This window comes from Variovorax saccharolyticus (assembly GCF_030316765.1).
Taxonomy (GTDB): Bacteria; Pseudomonadota; Gammaproteobacteria; order Burkholderiales; family Burkholderiaceae_C; genus Variovorax; species Variovorax saccharolyticus.
In genome coordinates this window covers 237,058-258,617 of sequence record NZ_JASZYT010000004.1, presented here as the reverse complement: position 1 = coordinate 258,617, position 21,560 = coordinate 237,058, and the positions used below count along the sequence as shown (strand labels likewise).

General features: G+C 71.9%; 19 protein-coding genes. 7 read left to right on the top strand and 12 right to left on the bottom strand.

From position 1 onward, the window contains the following. The first annotated feature begins 1 nt into the window (after position 1). The 5 genes from QTI45_RS15050 (at position 2) to rraA (ending at position 6,005) form a co-directional block, all read left to right on the top strand. The gene (locus QTI45_RS15050) at positions 2-1,546 is read left to right on the top strand and encodes a phospholipase D family protein (protein WP_286654936.1); all 1,545 of its coding nucleotides are present in this window, start codon (positions 2-4) and stop codon (positions 1,544-1,546) included. A gap of 19 nt (positions 1,547-1,565) precedes the next feature. Then, the gene (locus QTI45_RS15045) at positions 1,566-2,450 is read left to right on the top strand and encodes a LysR family transcriptional regulator (RefSeq protein ID WP_286654935.1); all 885 of its coding nucleotides are present in this window, start codon (positions 1,566-1,568) and stop codon (positions 2,448-2,450) included. A gap of 79 nt (positions 2,451-2,529) precedes the next feature. Beyond that, positions 2,530-4,518, top strand: a complete 1,989-nt coding sequence (locus QTI45_RS15040; RefSeq protein ID WP_286654934.1) for an aconitase family protein — start codon at positions 2,530-2,532, stop codon at positions 4,516-4,518. Between the two features lie 26 nt (positions 4,519-4,544). Next, positions 4,545-5,513, top strand: a complete 969-nt coding sequence (locus QTI45_RS15035) for a tripartite tricarboxylate transporter substrate binding protein (protein ID WP_286370752.1) — start codon at positions 4,545-4,547, stop codon at positions 5,511-5,513. A 9-nt stretch (positions 5,514-5,522) separates the two neighbouring features. Further along, positions 5,523-6,005, top strand: coding sequence for a ribonuclease E activity regulator RraA (gene rraA / locus QTI45_RS15030; RefSeq protein ID WP_286654933.1), 483 nt, complete (start codon positions 5,523-5,525; stop codon positions 6,003-6,005). A gap of 7 nt (positions 6,006-6,012) precedes the next feature. On the opposite strand, the gene QTI45_RS15025 is transcribed toward rraA, so the two are convergent. Then, on the bottom strand, positions 6,013-6,435 hold the full coding sequence (locus tag QTI45_RS15025) for an FHA domain-containing protein (protein WP_286370755.1): 423 nt from the start codon (positions 6,433-6,435) through the stop codon (positions 6,013-6,015). Between the two features lie 483 nt (positions 6,436-6,918). Between QTI45_RS15025 and QTI45_RS15020 the strand changes: the two genes are divergently transcribed. Beyond that, positions 6,919-8,295, top strand: a complete 1,377-nt coding sequence (locus QTI45_RS15020; protein ID WP_286654932.1) for a sigma-54-dependent transcriptional regulator — start codon at positions 6,919-6,921, stop codon at positions 8,293-8,295. On the opposite strand, the gene QTI45_RS15015 is transcribed toward QTI45_RS15020, so the two are convergent. From QTI45_RS15015 to QTI45_RS14970, 10 genes are read right to left on the bottom strand one after another with little or no spacing between them, the layout of a single operon-like run. Next, positions 8,243-9,019: an amidohydrolase family protein gene (locus QTI45_RS15015; RefSeq protein ID WP_286654931.1), complete on the bottom strand. Its 777-nt coding sequence runs from the start codon at positions 9,017-9,019 to the stop codon at positions 8,243-8,245. The two genes, QTI45_RS15020 and QTI45_RS15015, sit on opposite strands and share 53 nt — an antisense overlap. An 11-nt stretch (positions 9,020-9,030) precedes the next feature. Further along, entirely contained in the window at positions 9,031-10,335 is a 1,305-nt protein-coding gene (locus QTI45_RS15010) for an OmpA family protein (RefSeq protein ID WP_286654930.1), read from the bottom strand. 24 nt (positions 10,336-10,359) lie between these two features. Then, positions 10,360-11,091: a M15 family metallopeptidase gene (locus tag QTI45_RS15005; protein WP_286654929.1), complete on the bottom strand. Its 732-nt coding sequence runs from the start codon at positions 11,089-11,091 to the stop codon at positions 10,360-10,362. A 22-nt stretch (positions 11,092-11,113) separates the two neighbouring features. Continuing rightward, positions 11,114-11,830: a hypothetical protein gene (locus QTI45_RS15000; RefSeq protein WP_286654928.1), complete on the bottom strand. Its 717-nt coding sequence runs from the start codon at positions 11,828-11,830 to the stop codon at positions 11,114-11,116. A 41-nt stretch (positions 11,831-11,871) separates the two neighbouring features. Further along, positions 11,872-12,792, bottom strand: a complete 921-nt coding sequence (locus QTI45_RS14995) for a GIY-YIG nuclease family protein (protein WP_286654927.1) — start codon at positions 12,790-12,792, stop codon at positions 11,872-11,874. Positions 12,793-12,801: 9 nt separating this feature from the next. Then, positions 12,802-13,908, bottom strand: a complete 1,107-nt coding sequence (locus QTI45_RS14990; RefSeq protein WP_286654926.1) for a PLP-dependent aminotransferase family protein — start codon at positions 13,906-13,908, stop codon at positions 12,802-12,804. 21 nt (positions 13,909-13,929) lie between these two features. Then, on the bottom strand, positions 13,930-16,113 hold the full coding sequence (locus tag QTI45_RS14985) for a hypothetical protein (protein WP_286654925.1): 2,184 nt from the start codon (positions 16,111-16,113) through the stop codon (positions 13,930-13,932). Positions 16,114-16,123: 10 nt separating this feature from the next. Next, positions 16,124-17,458 (bottom strand): hypothetical protein, encoded by a 1,335-nt coding sequence (locus QTI45_RS14980; RefSeq protein ID WP_286370765.1) that lies wholly within the window; start codon positions 17,456-17,458, stop codon positions 16,124-16,126. A 3-nt stretch (positions 17,459-17,461) separates the two neighbouring features. After that, positions 17,462-18,169 (bottom strand): hypothetical protein, encoded by a 708-nt coding sequence (locus tag QTI45_RS14975; protein ID WP_286370766.1) that lies wholly within the window; start codon positions 18,167-18,169, stop codon positions 17,462-17,464. A 57-nt stretch (positions 18,170-18,226) separates the two neighbouring features. After that, a complete protein-coding gene (locus tag QTI45_RS14970; RefSeq protein ID WP_286654924.1) occupies positions 18,227-18,835 on the bottom strand; it encodes a hypothetical protein in 609 nt (202 codons plus the stop codon). Between the two features lie 168 nt (positions 18,836-19,003). On the opposite strand from QTI45_RS14970, the gene QTI45_RS14965 reads away from it, so the two are divergent. Beyond that, entirely contained in the window at positions 19,004-19,702 is a 699-nt protein-coding gene (locus QTI45_RS14965) for a phosphatase PAP2 family protein (protein WP_286654923.1), read from the top strand. Between the two features lie 43 nt (positions 19,703-19,745). On the opposite strand, the gene QTI45_RS14960 is transcribed toward QTI45_RS14965, so the two are convergent. After that, on the bottom strand, positions 19,746-21,281 hold the full coding sequence (locus QTI45_RS14960) for a hypothetical protein (RefSeq protein WP_286654922.1): 1,536 nt from the start codon (positions 21,279-21,281) through the stop codon (positions 19,746-19,748). Positions 21,282-21,560 lie beyond the last annotated feature (279 nt).

Genomic DNA, 21,560 nt, shown 5'->3' with positions numbered 1-21,560 from the left:
GGTGAACTTGGCTCGCATCCTGGCAGGGCTTTCGGTCGCATGGCTGGCCGGCTGCGCCGCCCTGCCCGCGCGCCAGCCGCCGGCACCCAGCCACGCCCTCACGGAGGTCGGGGACACCCGGATCGCGCGCACCGTGGCGGCCAGCACCCCGGCCGATGCCGGCCCGGCGCTGACCGGCATCCGCCTGCTGCCCGAGGCCCCTTTCTCGCTCGATGCCCGCATCGCGCTCGCGCGCAGCGCGCAGAAGTCGCTCGACGTCCAGTACTACCTGCTGGCGCGCGACGAGGTCGGCCTGCTGCTGCTGCGCGAGTTGCGCGGCGCCGCCGAGCGCGGGGTGCGGGTGCGGCTGCTCGTGGACGACCTCTACAACGGCGGAGAGGATGCGCTCTTCATGGCCTTCGCGGCCCATCCGAATGTCGAGGTGCGGGTCTTCAACCCGCTGCCGGCCCGCGACGGCGGCCTGCTGACCCGGCTGGCGTTCTCGCTGCACGAGTTCAGCCGCATCAACCATCGCATGCACAACAAGCTGTTCATCGCCGACAACAGCGTCTCGGTCTCGGGCGGACGCAATATCGCGCAGGAATACTTCATGCGCGCCGCCGATGCCAACTTCATCGACATGGACGTGCTGGCCACCGGCGCCGCGGTGCGCGAGCAGTCGGCCAGCTTCGATCGCTACTGGAACAGCGAGCAGGTCTATCCGATCGCCCAGGTGGCACGGGCCGCCGCTGCCGAACCTTTTGCACAGCTCGCCGGCCAGTCCGCGCCCGATCCGCTGCCGCGCGAGCGCGACGTGCTGAACCGCACATCGGTGTCGCGCCAGCTGGCCGAGGGCCGGATGGACCTGATCTGGACCCAGGCCCGCGTCTTCGCCGACGATCCGGCGAAGATCGGGCGCACCGAATTCGAGACCCGCTTCGCCGGCAGCGTCACGCAGCGCACGCTCGAGGTGATCGGCTCGGCGCAGTCGCGGGTGGTGATCATCTCGCCCTACTTCATTCCGGGCGAGATCGGCATGGGGGTGATCAAGGCTTCCGGCGACAAGGGCGTGGTCACCGTCGTGCTGACCAACTCGCTCGGCGCCACCGACGAGCCGCTGGTCTACGCCGGCTATGCGCGCTACCGCAAGGCGATGCTGGAGCAGGGCGTCATCATCCACGAGTTCGGGCCGACGCTGTCGAAGGCGAGCCGCCAGTACGGCAGCTTCGGCAGCTCGACCAGCCGGCTGCACGCCAAGATGGCGGTGATCGACGGCCGCTGGATGTTCATCGGCTCGATGAACCTGGACGGCCGCTCGGCCAGCCTCAACACCGAGATCGGCCTGCTGATCGACGGCGCCGCGCTCAAGGCCGACTTCGACCAGCTCAGCACCGACCGCTTCACCAGCGCCTACCTGCTGCGGCTCGGCCCGACCGGCAAGGTCGAGTGGGTGCAGCAGGACGACCAGGGCCGCCAGACCGTGCACGACGACGAGCCCGACGCCAGCTGGTTCGTCGCCTTCAAGAACTGGGTGCTGTCGCCGTTCGTGCGCGAAGAGCTGCTGTGAAGAAATCCGGACCCGCCTGATGCGCCGCGTCGATCCCTACAGCGTCCGCCTGTTCGTCTCTGCCGCGCGCGCCGGGTCGATCGTGCGCGCCGCGACGCAGGAGCACATCGCCCCTTCCGCGCTGAGCCGCCGGATCGCCGACCTCGAGCATGCCTTCGGCACGCCGCTGCTGATCCGTTCGCCGCGCGGCATCGCGCCGACCGACGCCGGCCGCATGGTGCTGGCGCGCGGCGAGAAGATCGACGACGAGCTGCAGGCGCTGTTGCGCGAAGTGCAGGCCGCCGGCGATGCCGTGCGCGGGACGGTGCGGCTGTACGCCAACATGTCGGCCGTGATCGGCTTCCTCCCGGAGCGGCTCAAGGCCTTCATGGCCGCCTGCCCCGAGGTCGAGGTGCTGCTGCAGGAGAACGACACGCGCGACGTCATCCAGGCCTGCCTCGACGACCGCGCCGACGTCGGCATCGGCGTCGACACGCCGGTGCCCGCGGGACTGGAGTCCTGGCCCTTCGCAAGCGACCCGCTGCAGGTGGTGCTGCCGGCCGGCCATGCGCTGGCCAGGCGCAAGGCCCTCGGCTTCGCGCAGGTGCTGGAGCAGCCGCTGATCGGTGTGCACCAGGGCGGCGCCCTCGACCGCTCGCTGCACGAACGCGCCGCCGGCCTGCACCGGCCCTTTGCGCCGACCGTGTCGGTCAGCAGCTTCGACGCGGTCTGCCGGATGGTCGAGGCCGGGCTCGGCATCGCGGTGATTCCGCAGAGCGCGGCCGCGGCCTACGCCGGCAATCCGCGCTTCGTGCGGCGCCCGCTCGACGAAGCCTGGGCGGCGCGCGAGCTGCGCATGTATGCACTGCGCAAGTCGCCGCGAGCGCGCGCGGTCGCGGCCTTGATCGGCAGCCTCCAAGGGTAATTGCGGATCTCGCGTTTCGCGAGAGCCGGTCTGCCGCATCGGCGCTTTGCGGGCGCCGGCGCCTTGGCGAAGATCCCGCATGCCCGCCAGTTCGCCAGCCAGCACGCTCACCCTCCGGTTCGCGCCAGCCATCCTCTTCCTGAGCCAGTCGGCCGATGCCGTGGCCCGCAGCCTGCAAGGCGAAAGACTGTCGCTCGACGCCGCCCGCCCGCTGCGCGACGACGTCTCGACCGACGAGATCACGCCGCTGCCGATCCTCACGCACTACGACGACAAGCTGGGCCGCCATCCCTACACCGGCTTCAGGGCCGGCGCGGCGACGCCGATCGGCGCCGACGCGATCCGCAACCGGGGCGTCGAGGTCGTGGTGGCCGGCAAGCGCTACGGCAAGGGTTCCTCGCGCGAGCACAGCCCGGCGGCGGAAAAGCTCGCCGGCGTACGGCTCGTGATCGCCGAGAGCTTCGAGCGCATCTACCGCCAGAACGCGGACAACATCGGACTCTTCACCTCGACCGACTTCGGCCTGATCGACCGCATCCAGGCCGGCGAGGCGATCGCGCTCGACGAACTCGTGGCCGGCCGCGACGCCCTCGCGGCGGCCATCCTGCGCAGCGGCGGGCTGCTGCGCTTCGGCCAGCGCTTCATGCAGGACATCAGCGCCGCGCCGGCGGTGGAAAGCCCGCGTCCACGCACCTTGTTCGAGAAGATCGTCGCCCGCCACGCACTGGCCACCGCGCTGACCGAGGCGCACCCCGCCGCCGGCGACGGCGCCTTCGTGCGGGCCGACTGGCGCTTCATCCACGAGTACTACACCGGCATGGCGGCGCACATGCTGCACGCCGCCTTCGGCCGCCCGCTGCGGCTGCACGAGCCCGGCTCGATCATCGTCTTCGAGGACCACACCTCCTACGTCGAGGAAAGCCCGGCCCACGTGCGCGGCGGCCTGGTGCCCAACGTGCATCGCATGGTCGAGGCGCAGCGCGACTTCGCGGCGGCCTACGCGCTGCGCATGCACCGCACGTTGAACGAGGCCGAGGCGGCGTCGGACGACGGCAGCAACGTCGCCGGCATCTCGCACGCGATGGTGGCCGAGCACTACGCGCTGCCGGGGCAGCTGGTGGTCGGCACCGACTCGCACACGCCGCACAGCGGCGCGCTGGGCTGCCTGGCATTCGGCGTCGGCACCACCGACATGGCCAACGCCTTCGTGACCGGCGCGGTGCGCCTCACCGTGCCGCAGTCGCTGCGCATCGTGCTCGACGGCCGCGTGCCGGCCGGCGTGACGGCCAAGGACATCGTGCTGCACCTGCTGGCGCTGCCCTTCATCCGCAGCGGCGGCGGCGTGGGCCGCGTGTTCGAGTTCTGCGGCGAGGCGGTGGCAGCGCTTTCCACCGACGAGCGGGCCACCCTCACCAACATGACGGCCGAGCTCGGCGGCTTCACGGGCATCGTCGCGCCCGACGGCGAGACGGTGCGCTTCCTGCGCGAGCGGCGCGGCATCGACTTCGCGCTCGAGCCCTGGATGCGCAGCGACGAGGGCGCCGAGTACGTGCGGACCCTCCGCGTCGATTGCGCTGCCGTGCCGCCGATGGTGGCCCGCCCGGGCGACCCCGGCAACGGCCTGCCCTTGGCACAGGTCGAGGCACCGGTGCGCATCGACATCGCCTACGGCGGATCGTGCACCGCCGGCAAGCGCGAGGATTTCGACCACTACCACGCGGTGCTGCGCTGGGCCGCCGACCGCGGCCTGAAGGTGGGGCCCGATGTGCAGCTCTACCTGCAGTTCGGCACCACTGCCGTGCGCGACCACTGCATCGCGCAGGGCTACATGGCGGCCTTCGAAGCGGTCGGCGCCCGCCTGCTCCAGCCTTCGTGCGGCGCCTGCGGCAACTGCGGACCGGGCGGCTCCATCGCCGCCGGCCAGGTCACGGTGAGCGCCATCAACCGCAATTTTCCGGGCCGCGGCGGTCCGGGCCAGGTCTGGCTCGCGAGCCCTCCGACCGTGGCGGCCAGCGCGATCGCCGGCGAACTCGTGTCCTTCGAGACGCTGCAGCAGCGGCACGCCTGAATTCCCCAGAACAAGGAGACAAAGCCATGAACCCCACCCCCTCCCGCCGCGCGGCGCTGGCCCTGCTGCTGGCCCTCGGCAGCCTCGCCACGGCCCATGCGCAGTCCGACAAGCCGCTGCGCCTGATCGTCCCGCTGGCGGCCGGCTCCACGGTCGACGCGGTCGCGCGCGCCATCGCGCCGGGCTTCGGCAAGGCGACCGGCCACCCGATCGTGGTCGAGAACATCGTCGGCGCCGGCGGCATCCCGGGCACGACCCAGGTCGTGAAGGCGCCCAAGGACGGCCTGACCCTGGGCATGATCTCGTCGAACCACGTGATCAACCCGGGCATCTACAAGACCGTGCCCTACGACAGCCTGAAGGACATCACGCCGATCGCGGTGCTCGCCACGGTGCCGCTGGTGCTGGTGGTCAACCCGGCGCTGCCGGTCGCGAACCTCAAGGAGCTCCTGGCCTACGCCAAGGCCAACCCGGGCAAGCTCAACTACGGCTCGGCCGGCAACGGCAGCACCCTGCACCTGGCGGGCGAGCTGCTGATCAGCGAGACCGGCATCGACATGAAGCATGTGCCCTACCGCGGCACGGGGCCGCTCATCACCGACCTGATCGGCGGCCAGGTGCAGCTGGGATTCGTCTCGATCTCGCAGGTCGGGCCGCAGGTGAAGGCCGGCGCGCTGCGGGCGCTGGCGGTGTCGACGCCCGCGCGCTCCGCGGCACTGCCCGATGTGCCGACGGTGGCGCAGGCGGGCGTGCCCCAGTACGGCTTCGACGCCTGGATCGCGCTGATCGGCCCGGCCGGCCTGCCGAAGGCGATCGTCGACAGCGACTACGCAGCGGTCAAGGCCGCGCTCGCCTCGCCCGAGGCGCAGACCGCCATGGCGGCGCAGGGCCTCACGATCCTCGACAAGGGGCCGGAGCTGGCGCCGGCCTTCTTCCAGTCGGAACTGGCCAAGCACCAGAAGCTGGTGAAGCAATCCGGTGCCACGCTCGACTGAACGCCGGGCATGACGACGCACGCCACTTCCGATCTGTGCGATCGCTTCGGCGACCGCGTGCAGCTGTGCCGTGCGGCCCTGAAGTCCTATGGCGGACGGCACGCGGCGTCGGCCGCGATCGCCTGCGTCCGGACGTTCGAGGATGCCGCCCTGCTGCGAACCCAGCTCGGTCAGCCCGGCGATGGCCGCCTGCTGGTGGTCGACGCGGGCGCCTCGCAGCGGGTCGCGGTTCTCGGCGACCACATGGCGCGCATCGGCATGGATAACGGCTGGCGCGGCGTCGTGGTCAACGGCGCGGTGCGCGATGTCGACAGACTGGCGGCCATGGATTTCGTCGTCCTCGCGCTGGGCAGCGTTCCGGTGCGAGGCGGCAACGCGGGACTGGGCGAGGCCGGCGTCGAACTCGGCTTCGGGGGTGCCGTCTTCGTGCCGGGCGCCTTCGTCTGCCTCGACGGCGACGGCGTCATCGTGCTGCCGCAGCCGCCCGGCTGAAACGGGCTCAGAGCTTGTCGCGGCGGCTCACCGGCACGCCGGGCGCCGTGGGCGCATCGGCGCGCGAAGCGCCGTGGCCGACGTTCACCAGCAGCCCGTGCATGGTCAGCATCTGCAGCGCCTCGACCTGCGTGAACTCCTGGTCGGTGGCGACGAAGCGCATTTCGTAGCTGCCCAGTCGAATGGCGTCTCCGTGCGCGAGCACCTGGCTCTCGATGCGGACGTCGTTGACGAAGGTGCCGTTGCGGCTGCCGAGGTCGGTGATCGTGACGAAGGCCTGTTCGACATCGATCACCGCATGGTCGCGGCTGGCCTGCACCGAATCGATGATGACGTCGTTGGTCGCGCCGCGGCCCACCTTGTTGTCGTGCGGGTTGAGTGGGACCTGCCGGGTCTCCCCGGTGGCGGTCATCATGAGGAGCATCGGCATCGCGTGTTCCTCGACCGCAGGCCTGGAAGGCGATTGCGCAATTTCGAAAAGATGTTCATGAGTGTCAGTGTCGGCCTTCGATTATCGGCGCCGCGCACCATTGTTGAAGAGCGGCCGCGTCCGGCGTGTGTCAGGGCTCGCCGCGGAGCGTCAATACGCCGAAGAGGAGCGCCGCCCGCGAACATACGGCGTAGGCCGAACGCCGGGTCGCATCGCGCAGCCCGCACGCGGAGGCCCTCCCTGCTGCGGGGCTTGATTCCGGCGCCGCAGAGGCTTAGGAAGTGGCCCGGAGCCCGAGCTTCACAAAGCCGCAGCCGCGTGAAATGAAAACTTTGGACTAACGCCCGACGCCACCATGAGGCGCAGCGTAACAAGCGCTCACGCTTCTTGCGATCGGCGTCGGCAACGCATCACAGGCTTCCGTCGTATTCCGCCGAGCGCAGCGAATGCTCACACTGGCTCCCCGCTCGACAGGAGGAGCCGATGCATCGAGTCGACGAGTCGCCGAATGCCTGGATCCATTTCCTCGATGCGATTCCGGCGACCGTGCGGGAGGCGGTGCTGGCCATCCTCCACCGATCGGGATTGCGGACCTCGCCGATGCCGGCCGATGCGCAGGGCTACGGACTGATGGTGCTGCGGGCGGTCGACGACCGGGTGCTGGAGCAGATCCGGCTGGCCTGCCGCCGCGCGGTGGTGCTGGTGCTGGTGGTGGCGCCCTGCCGGCTGTCGGCCACCGAGGCCTGGTCCCTGCTGCGCGCCGGCGCGGCCGACGTGATGCGCTGGGCCCCCCTGCCGGCAGACGCCGCGCAGGTGGGCGCCCGGCTGTCGCGCCTGCGCACGGTGCAGGCGCTGGTCGACAGCCCGCGCGTGCGCGACGTGCTGGTCGGCGACAGCCCGGCCTGGCGGGCGCTGGTGCGGCAGGTGGTGGAGCTCGCCGTGTTCTCGCGCGGGCCGGTGCTGATCACCGGCGAGAGCGGCACCGGCAAGGAGCTGATCGCACGCCTGATCCACGACCTCGACCGCCGCGCCGACAAGGGGTCGATGGTGATCGTCGACTGCACCACGATCACGCCCGAGCTCTCCGGCAGCGAGTTCTTCGGCCACGAGCGCGGCGCCTTCACGGGCGCGATGAACCCGCGCGAGGGGGCCTTCGCGCTGGCCCATCGCGGCACGCTGTTCCTCGACGAGATCGGCGAACTGCCGCCGCCGCTGCAGGCGCAGCTGCTGCGGGTGGTGCAGGAAGGCAAGTACAAGCGCGTCGGCAGCAATGCCTGGCAGCAGACCGAGTTCCGGCTGGTGTCGGCGACCCACCGCGATCTCGATGCGGGCGTGGCCGACGGCAGCTTCCGGGCCGACCTCTACTACCGCATCGCCGGCTCGATCTGCCGCACGCCGCGGCTGGCCGAGCGCAAGGAGGACGTGCTCGAACTGGCGGCGCATTTCCAGGCCGGCTTCGACGACGGCGACGGCGGCGAGGGCTTCGACGAGCCGGTCCGCCAGTACCTGAAGGCACGCGACTACCCGGGCAACGTGCGCGAGCTGCGCCGCGTGGTCTCGTGGCTGTGCCATCGGCATGCGGGCGGCGGGCCGGTCACCATCGGCGACGTGCCCGAGGACGAGCGGCCGGCCGGCACCGAGTCCTCGCGCGACGCCCTCCAGCTGTGCTTCGAGCGGGCGGCGCGGGATGCGATCGATCTCGGCCTGGGTCTGAAGGAGATCGGCCAGACCGCGACCGACTGCGCGATCCGGCTGGCCATCGAGCGCGAGCAGGGCAACCTGCACCGGGCCGCGCTGCGGCTCGGCGTCACGGACCGCGCGCTGCAGCTGCGTCGGGCGCAGCAGCGGCCGCTCCACTGAGGCCGAGCAGCCGCGCCAGGTTGCCGCCCAGCACCTGCGCCTCGTCCTCCGGCGGCAGCTGCAGCAGGCGGATCTTCTCGAGTTCCAGGCCAGGGTGCAGCCACGGGCCGTCGGAGCCGAACAGGATCTTGCGCGCGCCGGCGCGCCGCACCGCCTGCACGAGCAGGTCGAAGCGCCGCACGCCCGAGGTGTCGGCATGGATGTTCGGATGGCGCTCCAGGTGATCGATCAGCGCCAGCTGCGCCCGCCAGTCGTCCGCGAAGCTGCCCAGGTGCGGGATGATGAAGACCACGTCGGGGTATTGACCGGCCAGCAGCTCGACCACCCAGGTCTCGCCCGCCAGGTCGTAGAGCACCGGCAGCCGCAGCCGGCGCGCGGCATCGCAGATCTCGCGGCTGATGGCGGCGTCGTGCCGGTGCACCTTGATGCCGGCGAAGCCGTAGCGCTCGACGGCGGTGGTCAGCATCGGCAGCACGCGGCCGCGGTCGCGCTGCGCATGGACCATGGCGAAGCCGATGAAGCGCCCCGGCCGGGCGGCAACGATCCGCGACAGCGCGAGGTTGGCCTGCGCATAGTCCGAATGGAAGGCCGGCAGCAGCACGCTGCGCGCGATGCCGGCGCGGGCCGCGCGCCGCAGGTAGGCGTCGAGCGGCGCGTCGGTGTCCCAGGGGCCGGTCAGTCCGTCGCCCTGGCCGGCATGGCAGTGGCAGTCGATGCGGACCATGGACGCGGCACTCAGGGCATGCACTGCGCACGCTGCAGGTTGGCCTGCGCCTCGCGCCGCAGCGCCGCCAGGTCCTTGACCGCGTACCTGGCGCCCAGCGCCCGGCGGCGCGTCGGCGAGGACTGGCCGGCGCCGACCGTGGGCGAGCCGCCGGTGGCCTTGAAATTGCCGTTGCGGAAGCTGTCGAGCCGGCGCCGCGCCCGCGGCCTGCCCTGGGGATCCCGCCCGCAGGCCGGCACGGCCGCGCCGACCGCGGGCGGCGGCGACACCGGATTCGGCCGATAGACATGCATGAAGATCTCCTGCGCCTTGACGAAGGTGCGCAGGGCGCGGGTCCACAGCGCCGGTTCGATGGCCGAGTCGATGCACAGGAAGGCGAACTCCGCGAACAGGAAGAAGAAGTCGCCGTTCGGCTCGCCGACGCCGGCACTGCGGTCGGCCGCGATCGGGCTGCGCAGCTGGCCGTTGGCGAAGCGCTCGAAGCAGGTCTGGAAGGCGCCGAACTCGATGCCGCCGCGGCCGTCCTCGAAGTACTCGCGGAACAGCGCCAGTTGCCCCGCCGACAGGCGCAGGGCGCTGTTGCGCAGCGCTCCCGCAGGCAGCGCCCTGGCCGGCGGCACGCGCCCGGCCAGGGCCTCGCTGGCGCGCAGGTTGCGGCGTGCCAGCAGCTCGGGCACCAGCGCGCCGACGTCGGCGCTGCGCTGCGCCTTCTGCGTCGCGTTGAGGTTCGGGTAGGCCGGGATCCCGAACTTCGGATCGCCCGGCAGGAAACGCAGGTCGTACTGGGCGAAGAAGGCATTGCAGCCGGTACCGAGGAAGACCTCGACGCGCCGGTTCATGGCCCGGCCGTCGGCCGTCGCGTTGGACGCCACGGGCCGGGTCTCGCCGAGCGTCTGCGGCAGGATGTCGAGCTTGCCCGCGGGCACCGGGCCGAGCGCCGCGAGGGCCACGCGCAGCTTGGTCTCGACCGCCTTCGCGCGGCGTTCGGCGAGGCCGAGGTTGTAGGGCGCCTTGCCGGCCGGGTCGGTGTGGCCGACCAGCCGCACGGTCTCGATCGGATCGCCCGACACCCGGCTCGCGACGATCAGCCGCGCGATGCGGTCGATGACCGCGTCGTGGCCCGCGGGCACGGCCGGGCCGTCGAAGACGAAGCGGTCGAGCACCACGAAGGGCCGGTCGCGGATCGTCAGCGCCGGCAGCACCACCGGCGGTGCCGGCTTCTTCTTCGCCGACTTCCCGGACTCGAACTCGAACGCGAACTCGAATTCCGCCTCGCCCGCGGGTGCGAGCATCTCGAACATGGCTTCGTCGTTCATGGTGTGTCTCCTCGCACCCGTTGCTCAGGTGCCGGTCGTGGACCAGTGCCACGGTTCCTTCGCGTAGTTCTTCAAGCCGAAACGCGCCGCGTTGCGCTGCAGCCAGCCGAAGCCCGGCGTGTCCTTGAACTGGCCGGCCATCTGGGTCCCGTACTTGAAGTCGATCGCCAGCCCGCGCTCGTGCATCGAGCTGCCCGGCCTGGCGGTGGGCGGCGTGCATTGGCTCGGCGACTTGTCGTAGATGTCGTAGGCGCTGGGGCCGCAGTTCTTCCGGCGCACCGCGATCTGCTCGGCCGGCGAGCGGTAGCCGCTGCCGGCGAGCGGCACGCCGTCGGCCTGGGCGGCCGCCAGCAGGGCGTCGACCTGGGCCGCGATCTGGCGCGCCACCCGGATGCCGCGCACCTCGACGATGTCGGGAGCGCCCGGCTGCGGCGGCGCCGGCGCGGCCGGTGCCGAGGGCCGCGGCGTGGCGCGCACCAGGCGGTCGCGGATCGCCACCCATTCGGCGCCCAGCGCTGCGAGGCCGGCTTCGCCGCTGCGCAGCGGCGCCCCGTTGCGCTCGGGATGGCGGGCGAAGAACACCAGGTCGGTCAAGGTGTTCTCGTCGCGAAAACCGGCGCTGGCGGCGCGCTGGATCGCCAGCGATTCGTTGCGAGCCTGCAGCGCATCCATCGCCGGCTTCGGAAAGCCGACGAAGCTGAACTCCTCCTCGAACTCGGCCGATCGACCGGCGGGCATCGTGAACGGGCGGTACATGGCGGTCTCCGGTCCCGCGGTCTCAGGTGCCGAGCAGCACGATGTGGCGGCCCTGGCGCTGCCAGCGTCCGGACAGCGGGCGGGCAACGCCGGCTTCGGCTTCGAATTCGAACTGGCCCTCCCCCTGGGCCTCGGCCTCGTACCCGGCTTCGTCGCCGGACTCCGCCTCCGCCTCGCCCATGAGCTCGGCCTCGTTGGCAGCGAAGGCCGGCACGTGGGCCCGGGCGGCGGCGAGCAGCGCTTCACGCACCGCCGCTTCGGGCGGGGTGCCGGGTGCCGCGGCGCCGGCCTGCTGCGCCGCGCTGGCGGCCACCCGCACGAAGCGCCGCGCGATCTCGAACTCGGCCTCCTCGCTCTCCAGCTCGCCGAATTCCATCTCGAGCGCCTTGCTGACCGCGCTGCCGAGCGCGCTGCCGATCGCGGTGCCGACCCCCGGGATCGGAATGAAGGAGCCGAGCGCGCCGCCGACCAGCGGCAGGGCCTTCTTCGCCAGGCCCTTGAGGGCACCGCCGAGCGGCTTGAGCACCTTGCTGCCGACGAAGGAGCCGACTTTCTTGAGGCCGCGGCCGATGCCCTTGAAGAGCTTGCCGAGGAACTGCTCCCACTCGGCTTCGTTCGTGACGCCGAGCAGCTCCATCGCGAGCTCGACCTCCTCGGATTCGCTGAGCGGCGCCGGGGCCGCAAGGCCGCGCCGGCGGCGCGACTGGCAGTTGTGGCAGGGGCAGGAAGGGGTGTGCATGGTGGTCTCCTTGGGTTCGGTTCATGGCTGCGCGAGCGGCCTCAGGACCAGGCTTCGAAAGCCTGCTCGAACTCGCGCGACTTGACATTGGCCAGCTGGCCGCCCAGCGAGCGGCGCCCGAAGCGGTCGATGACCGCGGCCTCGACGCGGCCCAGCTGGGCCGGCGTGGCGCCGCGCATCGGCGTCAGCTTGACGCTGAAGCGGCCGACGCCGAGCTTCAGGTGCGTGAGGCACCACAGGTGCTGCTGCAGCCGGCGCCGCAACGCGTTGGCACGGCCGACGTAGAGCCGCTCGCCGTTCTTGTAGATCGTGTAGATGCCGGCGCCGGCCGAGCGCGGATCGGCGATCGCCGCCGCCAGGCTCATCGTTCCGGGCGCCAGCTCGCCTTCGGACGCGTCGCCCCACGGCCGGCCGCCGCGGCCGAGCGGCTGGAACTCGAACTCCTCGGCCGGCGCGTCGGCCGGCGTGTCCGGGGCCGCATCGGCCGCTGCATCCGCCGCTGCATCCGTCGGAGCGGCCGGAGCCTCGGGCGGCGCATCCGGCGGCAGGCCCTCGGGCGCGGCCGCCGCCGGAGCCGGAGGCACAGCGCCCTCCGGCCCCCGCTGCAGGCAGGCCTGGACGCAGCGCCAGGTGTCGGAGCCCGGCTGCATGCCGAAGGGCTCGGCCACGAAGGGCAGCGGGTAGCCGCCGCCGGCGACCGGCGGCCAGGCCGACGGCGGCCGCGGACGGGGACGCGGCGGCGGGCGCTGCGGTGGCGGCCGGCGCTGCGACGACGCGCGGGGCGCGGGCCTCGGCGGCCGGCGCGGCGCGGCGCGGCGCGGGGAAGCGCGCCGAGGCTGCATGCGGCTGCGGCCGACTTCGCCGGCGAAGGCTTCGTCGAGGATCTCGAAGGCTTCCTGCGATGGTCCGGCCGCGAGCATGCCGGTGAAAGGCTGCTCGGCAAAGATGGCGGGGTGGTCCATGACGGCTCCTCAATGGATGGCGTGGGTCAGCGATGCGAAGGGCGCCGCGGCATGGCCGGCACGGGCCAGCAGTTGCGCGATGCGGTCGATCTGCGGCTGGCGGTGCCGGGCGGTGACGATGAAGGTCAGGCGCGGCGCCAGCCCCTGGCAGCCGCGGGTCAGCAGGGCGCGCACGCCCCCGGCGTGCAGCCGGCGCCACAGCAGCGGCGCCAGCTCCGGGCCCTGGCGCGAGACGAAGGACTGCACCGGGAACGGCAGCCGGCCGACCGCCTCCAGCCCGGCCTGCGCCATCGTCTCGCGCAGGCGCAGCACCAGCCGCAGCAGCCGGGCCCGCCAGAGCTCACCGAAGCGCGCGCCGAGCGCCAGGGCCTGGCGCGCGGCAGCCAGCGCGGCGCTCGACGGCGGGCTGCAGTGCAGCCGGGTCTCGCTGCCGCCCAGGAAGCGCTCGACCAGCGCCTGGCTGCCCGACAGGGCCGCCAGCGGCGCGCCGAAGCCCTTGGCCAACGAAGCGCCGACCGCGATGTGCGCGCCGGCCACGCCCTGCCAGCCCGGCGATCCGCCGCCGCCATGGCCGAAGGGACAGTCCGCCGTGGGCGCGCGGCCCAGGATGCCGAGCGCCTGCGTGTCGTCGAGCACCAGCGTGCCGCCGCCCTCGCCCGCGATGCGCGCATAGGCCGCCAGCGGTGCCGGCCGGTTGCAGCCCGGACAGAAGCCGTCGCAGACCACCACCGGCCGCAGGCCCTCGCGCAGCGCGCCGCGGGCCAGCTGCTCCAGCGCCGCGCTGTCGTGATGCGGGAAGCGGCGCACCACGGCCCCGGCAGCGGCCGCACCTTCGGCGCTCCAGTGCAGGATCGGATAGGCGCCGGCGTCGAGCAGCAGCGCCGATCGGGTCTCGCGCGCCAGCTGCCGCAGCAGGTCCCAGAACAGGTGCAGCGTCGACGGCAGCAGCGTCGCCGCGGCCAGCCCCTGCAGCCGGGCCAGCGCCGCGGCGGCGGCCTCGGCACCCGCGGGCTCCGCGAGCGCCGCCGGCTGGCCCCGCGTCAGCGCGGCCCAGGGCGGCAGCCCGGCGCTCGCATGCCGCAGCCCGAGGTAGAGCGCGCTCGTGAAGTCGGCCATGGCATGGCTCCGGCGGGCGCCTCAGGCGGCGCGCTGCTGCGTCGCCAGCCGCCGCTGCAGCAGCACCGAGGGCAGGGTCGCGTCGACCTTCGCATCGGGCGACTCCAGCGCCAGCTCGACCCCGGTGACCGAACGGTAGGCGTGGCTGTAGCCCTGGATCTGGGGCCGGAAGAAGCGCGCCCAGTTGAAGGCCTGCAGCGGGTCCTGCACATCGCTCCAGTGGCCCCAGCGGATCGACAGCAGGACCTGCTCGCCGAAGATCGCCAGGTTGCGGAAGTGCAGCACGCTGGTGTCGGTCCAGCCCTGCACCTTCTTCATCGCATCGACGCGGTCCATCCAGGGCTCGGGGTAGGCGGTCATGATGCGGGTCGGCAGGAACTCCCGGAACTCCGGCCGCGCCAGCATCCATTGCTGCATCAGCATCTCGATGCGGGCGGTCGACGGCAGGTCGCCGAACTGGTTGTGCGCGCCCTGCGACAGGATCAGGTGCACCTCCTTCAGCGCATTGAGCACCGGGAAGGCGTCGGCCTTGACCGTCGTGTCGTCGTCCTGCTTGAAGAAGCTGGTGCAATAGCGCAGCAGGTTGTGGAAGGCCTCGAGGAAGCGCGAGCGGCTGTCGGCCGCCTGCATGCGCTGCACCGCCTTGCCCTCGAGCCGCAGCCCGTAGTGGTGGTCGTATTCGTAGTTGCGGCGCACGATGCTCAGGCGGTGCTGCTCGTCCTGCACGTAGCCCCACAGCACGTTGTTGAGCGGGCGCAGCGGGTCGATCTCGAGGTTGGCGAGCGGGTCGCGCTCGCCCGAGCGCACGTTCTGGAAACGGCGCGCGATGCTGTTCATGGTCTGCACCAGCATCCCCTCCTCGTGCCAGTAGGACCAGATCAGCTCCAGCATGCAGGGGTTGGCCAGCTTGTCCTGCAGGATGCCGGTGCACTGGCCCAGGCGCTCGGGATCGACGTCGAGCGGATTCAGCTTGATCGCGATGTCGGGCAGCTTCGAACGGATCACGGCCAGGTAGGGCAGGGTCTTGTCGCCCGGCTGGCCGCCGAGGATCTGCACCAGGTAGTCCTCGGTGAAGACATCCTCCAGCGGCCCGATCGGCAACGGCAGGTCGCGCCGCTTCAGGTAGGCCTGGTCGCGCGCCTCGTCGAAGGGCCGGCGCGGCGCCAGCACGCCGCAGTTCACCATCACGAAGGCCTCGGTCGCGGCCTTCACCGCGCGGTAGGCGTCCGAATCGGTGAAGGGCAGCAGCCGGCGGAAGCGAAGCTGCTCGCGCAGCGCGCGCTTCTGGCCAAAGCGCTCGCGCTCGAAATCGGGCAGGTCCGTGAGGTCGTCGTCGCCGCAGAACAGCATGTTCATGAAGCGCAGGTAGCTGTTGAAGGACATCTGCTCGGTGCTGTTCAGGATGCCCTGCCAGAACGACAGGTCGGCGGTCGACGCGGTGCCGGTGCGCAGCAGCGCCACGCCGAGATCGCCGCTGACCGCCTGCGTCGGCCGCTCGCCGGCATCGATGGTGCTGATCCCGCCGATGCGCGCGTCGCCGCCGGGGATCGGGCCGCCCAGGTCCGGGTCGGCGATCAGCGGTGCGTAGACCGCATAGCGCAGCTCCTGCAGGCCCGCGGTGGGAATGGTCCAGTGCGAGACCAGCGGGTTGCCCGGGTCGACCCGCGCACGCGGGGGATGCTGCACCTGCAGCAGCCGGGTGGACGAGTTGGTGTAGTCGATGCGGAACTCGATCACGTCGCCTTCGCGGCCGAGGCCCATCCCCAGGCTGTTCGGCGGGCAGTCGTCGCGCAGCAGCGTGGTGGTGGCGCTGATGTGCAGTCCGAGTTCGATGCAGGCCTCCTGGTCGCAGCCCGGCTCGACGTCGAGGTAGACCGGCTCCACCGGCAGCTGGTTGTGGCAGCGCAGCACATAGCGGCCCGGCGGCTGCCGGTGGAAGGCGCCGCGGCCGTCGACACCGGTGGTCTGGGTGGCGATGTACTGCTCGGACCAGGAAGTGGACGGCGGCGGCGGCGAGCCGCCGCGGCGCCGGCCCGTGGTGGTCGTGGTGCCAGGCGTGCCCGGGGTGCCGCCAGGCTCGGGCTCGTCGGGCAGCAGCCGATAGAGGCTGACGCTGGCGCCGGACACCGGCCGGCCCTCGTCTTGAACATGGAAGCGGACGCTTCCGGGCCGCAGTTCGCCGGCGGCAGGGGATTGGGTAGCCATGTGAGTCTCCTTAAACAACCGTCAGGCCGGGTTCCTGCCGTGAATGCACGGCAAACATCCTTGCGGCGTCCGCTGTGGCGCCGGCGCAGGTCGTGGCACCCCGCAGCGCGCCGCGCAACGCCCAGTGCGTCAGCAGCTTCGCGAACAGGTGGCTTTCTTCTTCGGGCGTGATCTGCCCGTTGGCGCGGGCCTGGCCCAGCACCGCGAACACCAGCGTCGGCGGCGCGCGATAGAGTGCCGCCGGCGCGCCGCGCCAGGTCCTGAAGGTCGCCGCGAGCTGCGCCGGCTGGCGATCGGCCACGCCCAGCGCCTCTTTCAGCGAACGCCCGCGCAGGCTGCGCGGCCGGTGGTCGACCAGCAGGCCGACGAAGCCCGGCATCGCCGCCAGCAGTTCGTCGAACAGGCGGCGGGTGCCGCTGTCCAGGCCGTCGAGCGGGTAGTACGCATCCCACAGCGCGGCCAGCCGGGCCCACTGGGGATGCGGGTACATCGCCTGCCCCATCGCGCAGGACAGCCGCACGCGGATCCACGGCACCGGATGCGGATCGTCCAGGTTGAGCCGGAACATGAAGGCGCGCGGCAGGCTCACGACGCCCATCAGCCCCATCGTGGCCGCGATGCCCAGCCGGGCGCAGGACCAGAAGTCGCTGAGGATCTCGCCGATCCAGCGCTCGAACAGCCGCCAGGCGTTGCCGCCGCCGCGCTGCATGCCCTGCAGCAGCGGCCGCAGCGAATTCGCGAGGTCGAGCAGCGCCGAGGCCTGGTGGCCGACCTCGTGGATCAGCGACGAGGCGATGCCGCTGCCCACCATGCGCTCGCGCGGCACGCGGATCACCGCCACCGGACTCTCGCCGCCGCCCGGCAGGCGGGTGCGGGCGCGCCGGATCGCGGCGCCGACGCCGCGGTCCAGGTAGCACATGAGCGGCGGCACCTCGTAGTAGCCCGGCAGGGCCAGCGCGTCGGCGGCGACGATGTCGAGGCCGCAGAGCCAGACGCCGGTGTCGTGCTCGCTGCGCTGCGAGATGACGTCGTTGAAGAGATCGAACTGCGTCAGCACGGCATTGAACTTGAGCCGCAGGATCGTGAAGCGGCGCTGCGCCTCGGCCGCGCTCGCCTGCTGCGCCTGCGCGCCGTGCAGCCAGGCCAGGAAGCCCAGCACCATCGCGCGCATCTCGCGCCGGCCGGCGACCAGGTAGCGCTCGGTCGCGGCCTGCGCGCCGGGCTGCAGCGCGGCGGCCGGCAGCATCGGTTCGAGCAGCGCGAAGGGCTTGACCCGGGCCAGGCGCGTGAGCAGGGCGCGCGCCTCCTGGGCGAGCATCCATGCGGCGAAGGGGCTGATGGTCATCGCTCACACCCCGTAGAGCACGATCTTGTTGCCGCGCCGCATCCAGCGGCCGCTGCGCCCGCCGCCCGAGCCCGCGGACGATCCGCCGGCGGCACCGCGGGCTGCGTTGAGCAGGCCGGGCGCCAGCTTCTGGGCCGCCGAGATCGCGGCGCTCTGCGCCACCGCGCGCGGGTCCGCGCCCGCTGGCGCCGAGGCCGCCTGCTTCACGGTGTCGGCGGCCAGCCGCACGAATTGCTTGGCACCCTCGAACTCGCGGTCTTCCTGCTCGAGCGACTCGGCCTCCAGGCCCAGCGCGCTGCCCGCCGCTGAAGCCAGGCCGCTGCCGATCTTGGCGCCCAGCGGTCCGCCCAGATACGCGCCGACCGCGCCGCCGGCCAGCGGCAGCGCCTTCTTGGCCACGCCCTTGAGCACGCCGCCCACCGCCTGCCCGATCGGCGAACGCACCGCCGAGCCGACCGCGCGCGCGGCGCGCCCGAGCAGGTTGCCGAGGAAGCGGTCGAGTTCGGCCTCGTTCGTGACCTCGAGCAGCTCGCTCGCCAGCTCGGTCTCCTCCGCCTCGTTGAGCACGGTCTCGCCGTAGCTCTCGAAACTCTCGCCGTAGCTTTCGCCGTAGCTCTCGCCCGACCATTCCTGCTGGCCGAACTCGTAGGCGCCGGATTCGTAGCTGGACTCGGGGTTGTACTCGAGCTGGGTGCGATCAATGTCATGCATGGCGGTCTCCTTGGATGAAGCGAAAGAGGCGCGAGCCTCGGCGGTGATCCCTGCGGATCAGGGGTTCAGCACGGTCACGCCCGCGCCGTGGCGGACCCAGCGGCCGGCGGATGTGGAAGTGGCCGCACCGGCGGCGTCGCGGACCTGGGTCCAGCCCGGCGCGAGGCGGCGCGCGGCGCGCCCGGCGGCCCAGCGCGCGGCGGCGGCCGGCGGCAGCCCGGCGGGGGCCCTGGCGAGCTGCCGCGCAGCTTCGCGGACCAGCTGCGCGAAGCGGCGGGCCAGCTCGAATTCCTGGTCCTCGGGCGTCAGTCCTTCGAGCTCGATGCCGAAGAAGCGGCCCATGCGCTTGTAGGTCGTGCCGGCCTGCCGGGCGGTCGCGGCGGTCACCAGCGGCAGCGCCTGCCGGGCCGCGCCGCGCAGCAGCGCCACCAGTTCGGCGGCGGCCGGCCCGACCGCGCCGGGCGCCGCATGGACACGCACCAGGCGCCGGAGCGTCGCCGCCAGGTGCGGCCCGTCGGCGGCGTTGAGCAGCTCCGCGGCGAGGCCCGCGGACTCGGTGTCGAACACCACGGCCTTGCGGCTCGCGCGGCCCGTCGCGGGTCCGGCGGCGTCGGTGTCCTCGAAGAGATCGAAGTCGGGGCTGTAGCCCAGCAGCATCCGGTTCATGGTCGGCCTTTCTGGCAGAACTGGACTTGCTTCCGCATAGGCCGTGCCAGCCGGAAAGTGCCGTTTTCAGGGGGTCCGGCGGCGGTCCGGGCGAAGCGCGCTTCGCCTTCGGCCGCGCCGGCCGCGCGCGGGGCGAAATCCGCTTCGCGCGCCGTGTCAAGATCGCGCATGCCCCGGTCATTCCCGCTCAATCCGCTCAAGCTGTCGCCTGCGCGCGTCGACACGCTGCGCAGTCTCGCGCTGCCGCTGGCCGGCGGCCTCGCGGTCCTCCTGCTGCTGTTCGCCTTCGTGCTGGTGGCCAGCGAGGTCATCGAAGGCGAGACCCACGCCATCGACATGGCCCTGCTGCGCGCGGCCAAGGATTTCCGCGATGCCCACCCGCTGTTCGCGCACGTGATGCGCGACCTGAGCGGCCTCGGCAGCACCACGGTGCTGACCTTCTTCACGGTCGCCACCGCCGGCTACCTGCTGCTGGTGTCGGCGCGCACCCACGCGCTGGTCGTGGTGATGGCCTCGCTCAGCGGCGCCCTGCTGGTCAGCCTGCTGAAGCCGGCCTTCGGCCGGCTGCGCCCGGACGTCGCGCTGGCCGACTACACGGCCTACGGCCTGAGCTTCCCGAGCGGCCACGCAAGCATGTCGGCCGCGGTCTTCCTGACGCTCGGCGTGATCTCGGCCAGCACGCGGACCCGGCTGGCGGAGCGCCTCTACATCCTGGCGATTGCGGCCGCCGCGGCCGTGCTGGTGGGACTCAGCCGGGTCGCGCTCGGGGTCCACTGGGCCAGCGACGTGCTCGGCGGCTGGGCGCTCGGCACGGCCTGGGCGCTGGGCTGGTCGATGGTGTCCTTCTGGCTGCTGCGGCGGCGCTGACGCGGGCAAGGGGTCCGCACGGCCTGCGCGCCAGCGGCGCCGGTCAGGGCCACAGCATCACGGCGCAGAGAGTGGACACGACCAGGCCGGTGAGGACCGGAAACAGCAAGGCTCGCACCGCGGCCAGCACCGGCACCCGCGCGAAGCCGGCCACCGCAATCAGGGACGACCATGCGATCAGCGTGCCGCCGCCGGTCCACACGGCGCCCATCTGGCCGATCGCGGCCAGGGTCGCCGGGTCCATGCCGGCCGCCGGCGCCAACGCCCCGGACAAGGTACCGGTGAGCGGCAGTCCCGCGAAGCCGGAGCCGTCGATGCCGGTGATCATTCCGACCAGCAGCACCCCGAAGGCGACGAAGGTGTGACTGGGCGGGATCAGGTGCTGGGCGCTCTGGATCAGCTCGAACAGCAGGTGCGGCGGCTTGGCGTCCGCCGCCATGCCGAGGATCGGGCCCGCGGTCTCGCCGGCGCCGATGAAGAAGAAGCCGGCGATCGGCAGCACCGAACCCATGGCCTTGAAGGCGAAGACGAAGCCGTCGGTGATGTGCTCGGCGCTGGCGTCGAGCATCTTGCGCGGGCCTTCCGCGGCCAGCGTCGCCAGGATCATCAGCATCGCCGCCATCCCGCCCACCAGCGTGGCCGCGGCGCCGCCCTTGAGTTCGGGCAGGGAGGGCATGGCCTTGGGCAGCACCATGGTCGCGATGACGGCCATGAAGGCCAGCGGCGTGACGATGGCGAAGACCTTGGACCACACGATGCGCCGCGCGCTCGGCGCCGCCAGCGTGTGCTCGATCTGCGCCTCGCTCAGAAAGGGCGCGTCGCGGCTGGTGCCGCGGGCGATCTCGGCCTTGTCGAAGGTCCCGGCGGCCGCCAGCGCGGCACTCCGGCCATTGCCGGATTGCGCCTGCCATTCGACCAGGAGGCTATTGCTCGCCGGCAGGATCCGGTGCCGCAGCGACAGGTAGGCGACCACCAGCGCGATCAGACCCGTGATCAGCGACAGCACGAGCGCGCGATCGGCCACGACCGCCACCGACGCGCCCGCGGCCCGCGCGCTGATGCCGGGCGCAACGCCGATCACGTAGTCCGACGACAGGGCCATGCCCTGGCCGGCGATCGCGATCGCCACGGCGCCGGCGAGCGGCGGCAGCCCGGCCGCGATCGCCGCCGGCAGCAGCACCGCCGAGACCAGCGGAATCGCTGGCGTCGGCCAGAAGAACAGCGAGATCAGGTAGGTGATGCCGGCCAGCACGAGATAGGCCACGTGCCCGTTCTTCATGACTGCCCGGAAGGGCTCGACCATCCGGATGTCGGACTGCAGTGCCTTCAGGGCATTGAGCAGCGCCGTCATCAGCGCGATGACGAGGAAGATGTTGAACAGCTCCTTGGCAGCCACGAAGCTCGCATTGAAGATGCTGCCCAGGGCGGCCACCGGACTGTGCGTCCAGGCCAGCGCGACGCAGAAGGTGGCGATGATCGAAGGCACGACGACATTGGCGCGGAAGATCATCGTCAGGACGATGGCGCCTACGCCCAGCAGGTAGACCCAGTGGGCGGCGGTGACAGGGACGGAATCCATTCTGGAACCTCTCGTGGAGTTGGGGTTGTTCTGTAGAAGATGTGATGCGATTTCGGTATACAGTATTCCAACGATGCAAAGTTCAGGCCATGCGGGTAAACGCTCTAAGACCGATTCGCACGCGCCCGCATGGTGCGATGGCGCTCCGAAAACGAGCATTCTCGGGAGAGCGAGGCGCCAATCTGGGCATCGCCCGGCAGGTCGGCCAGGGCTCCGGCATTGCTGCAATGCAGGATTGCTTTCTGGCCCAGGTTTTGCATACTGTATTAATTCCTTCAC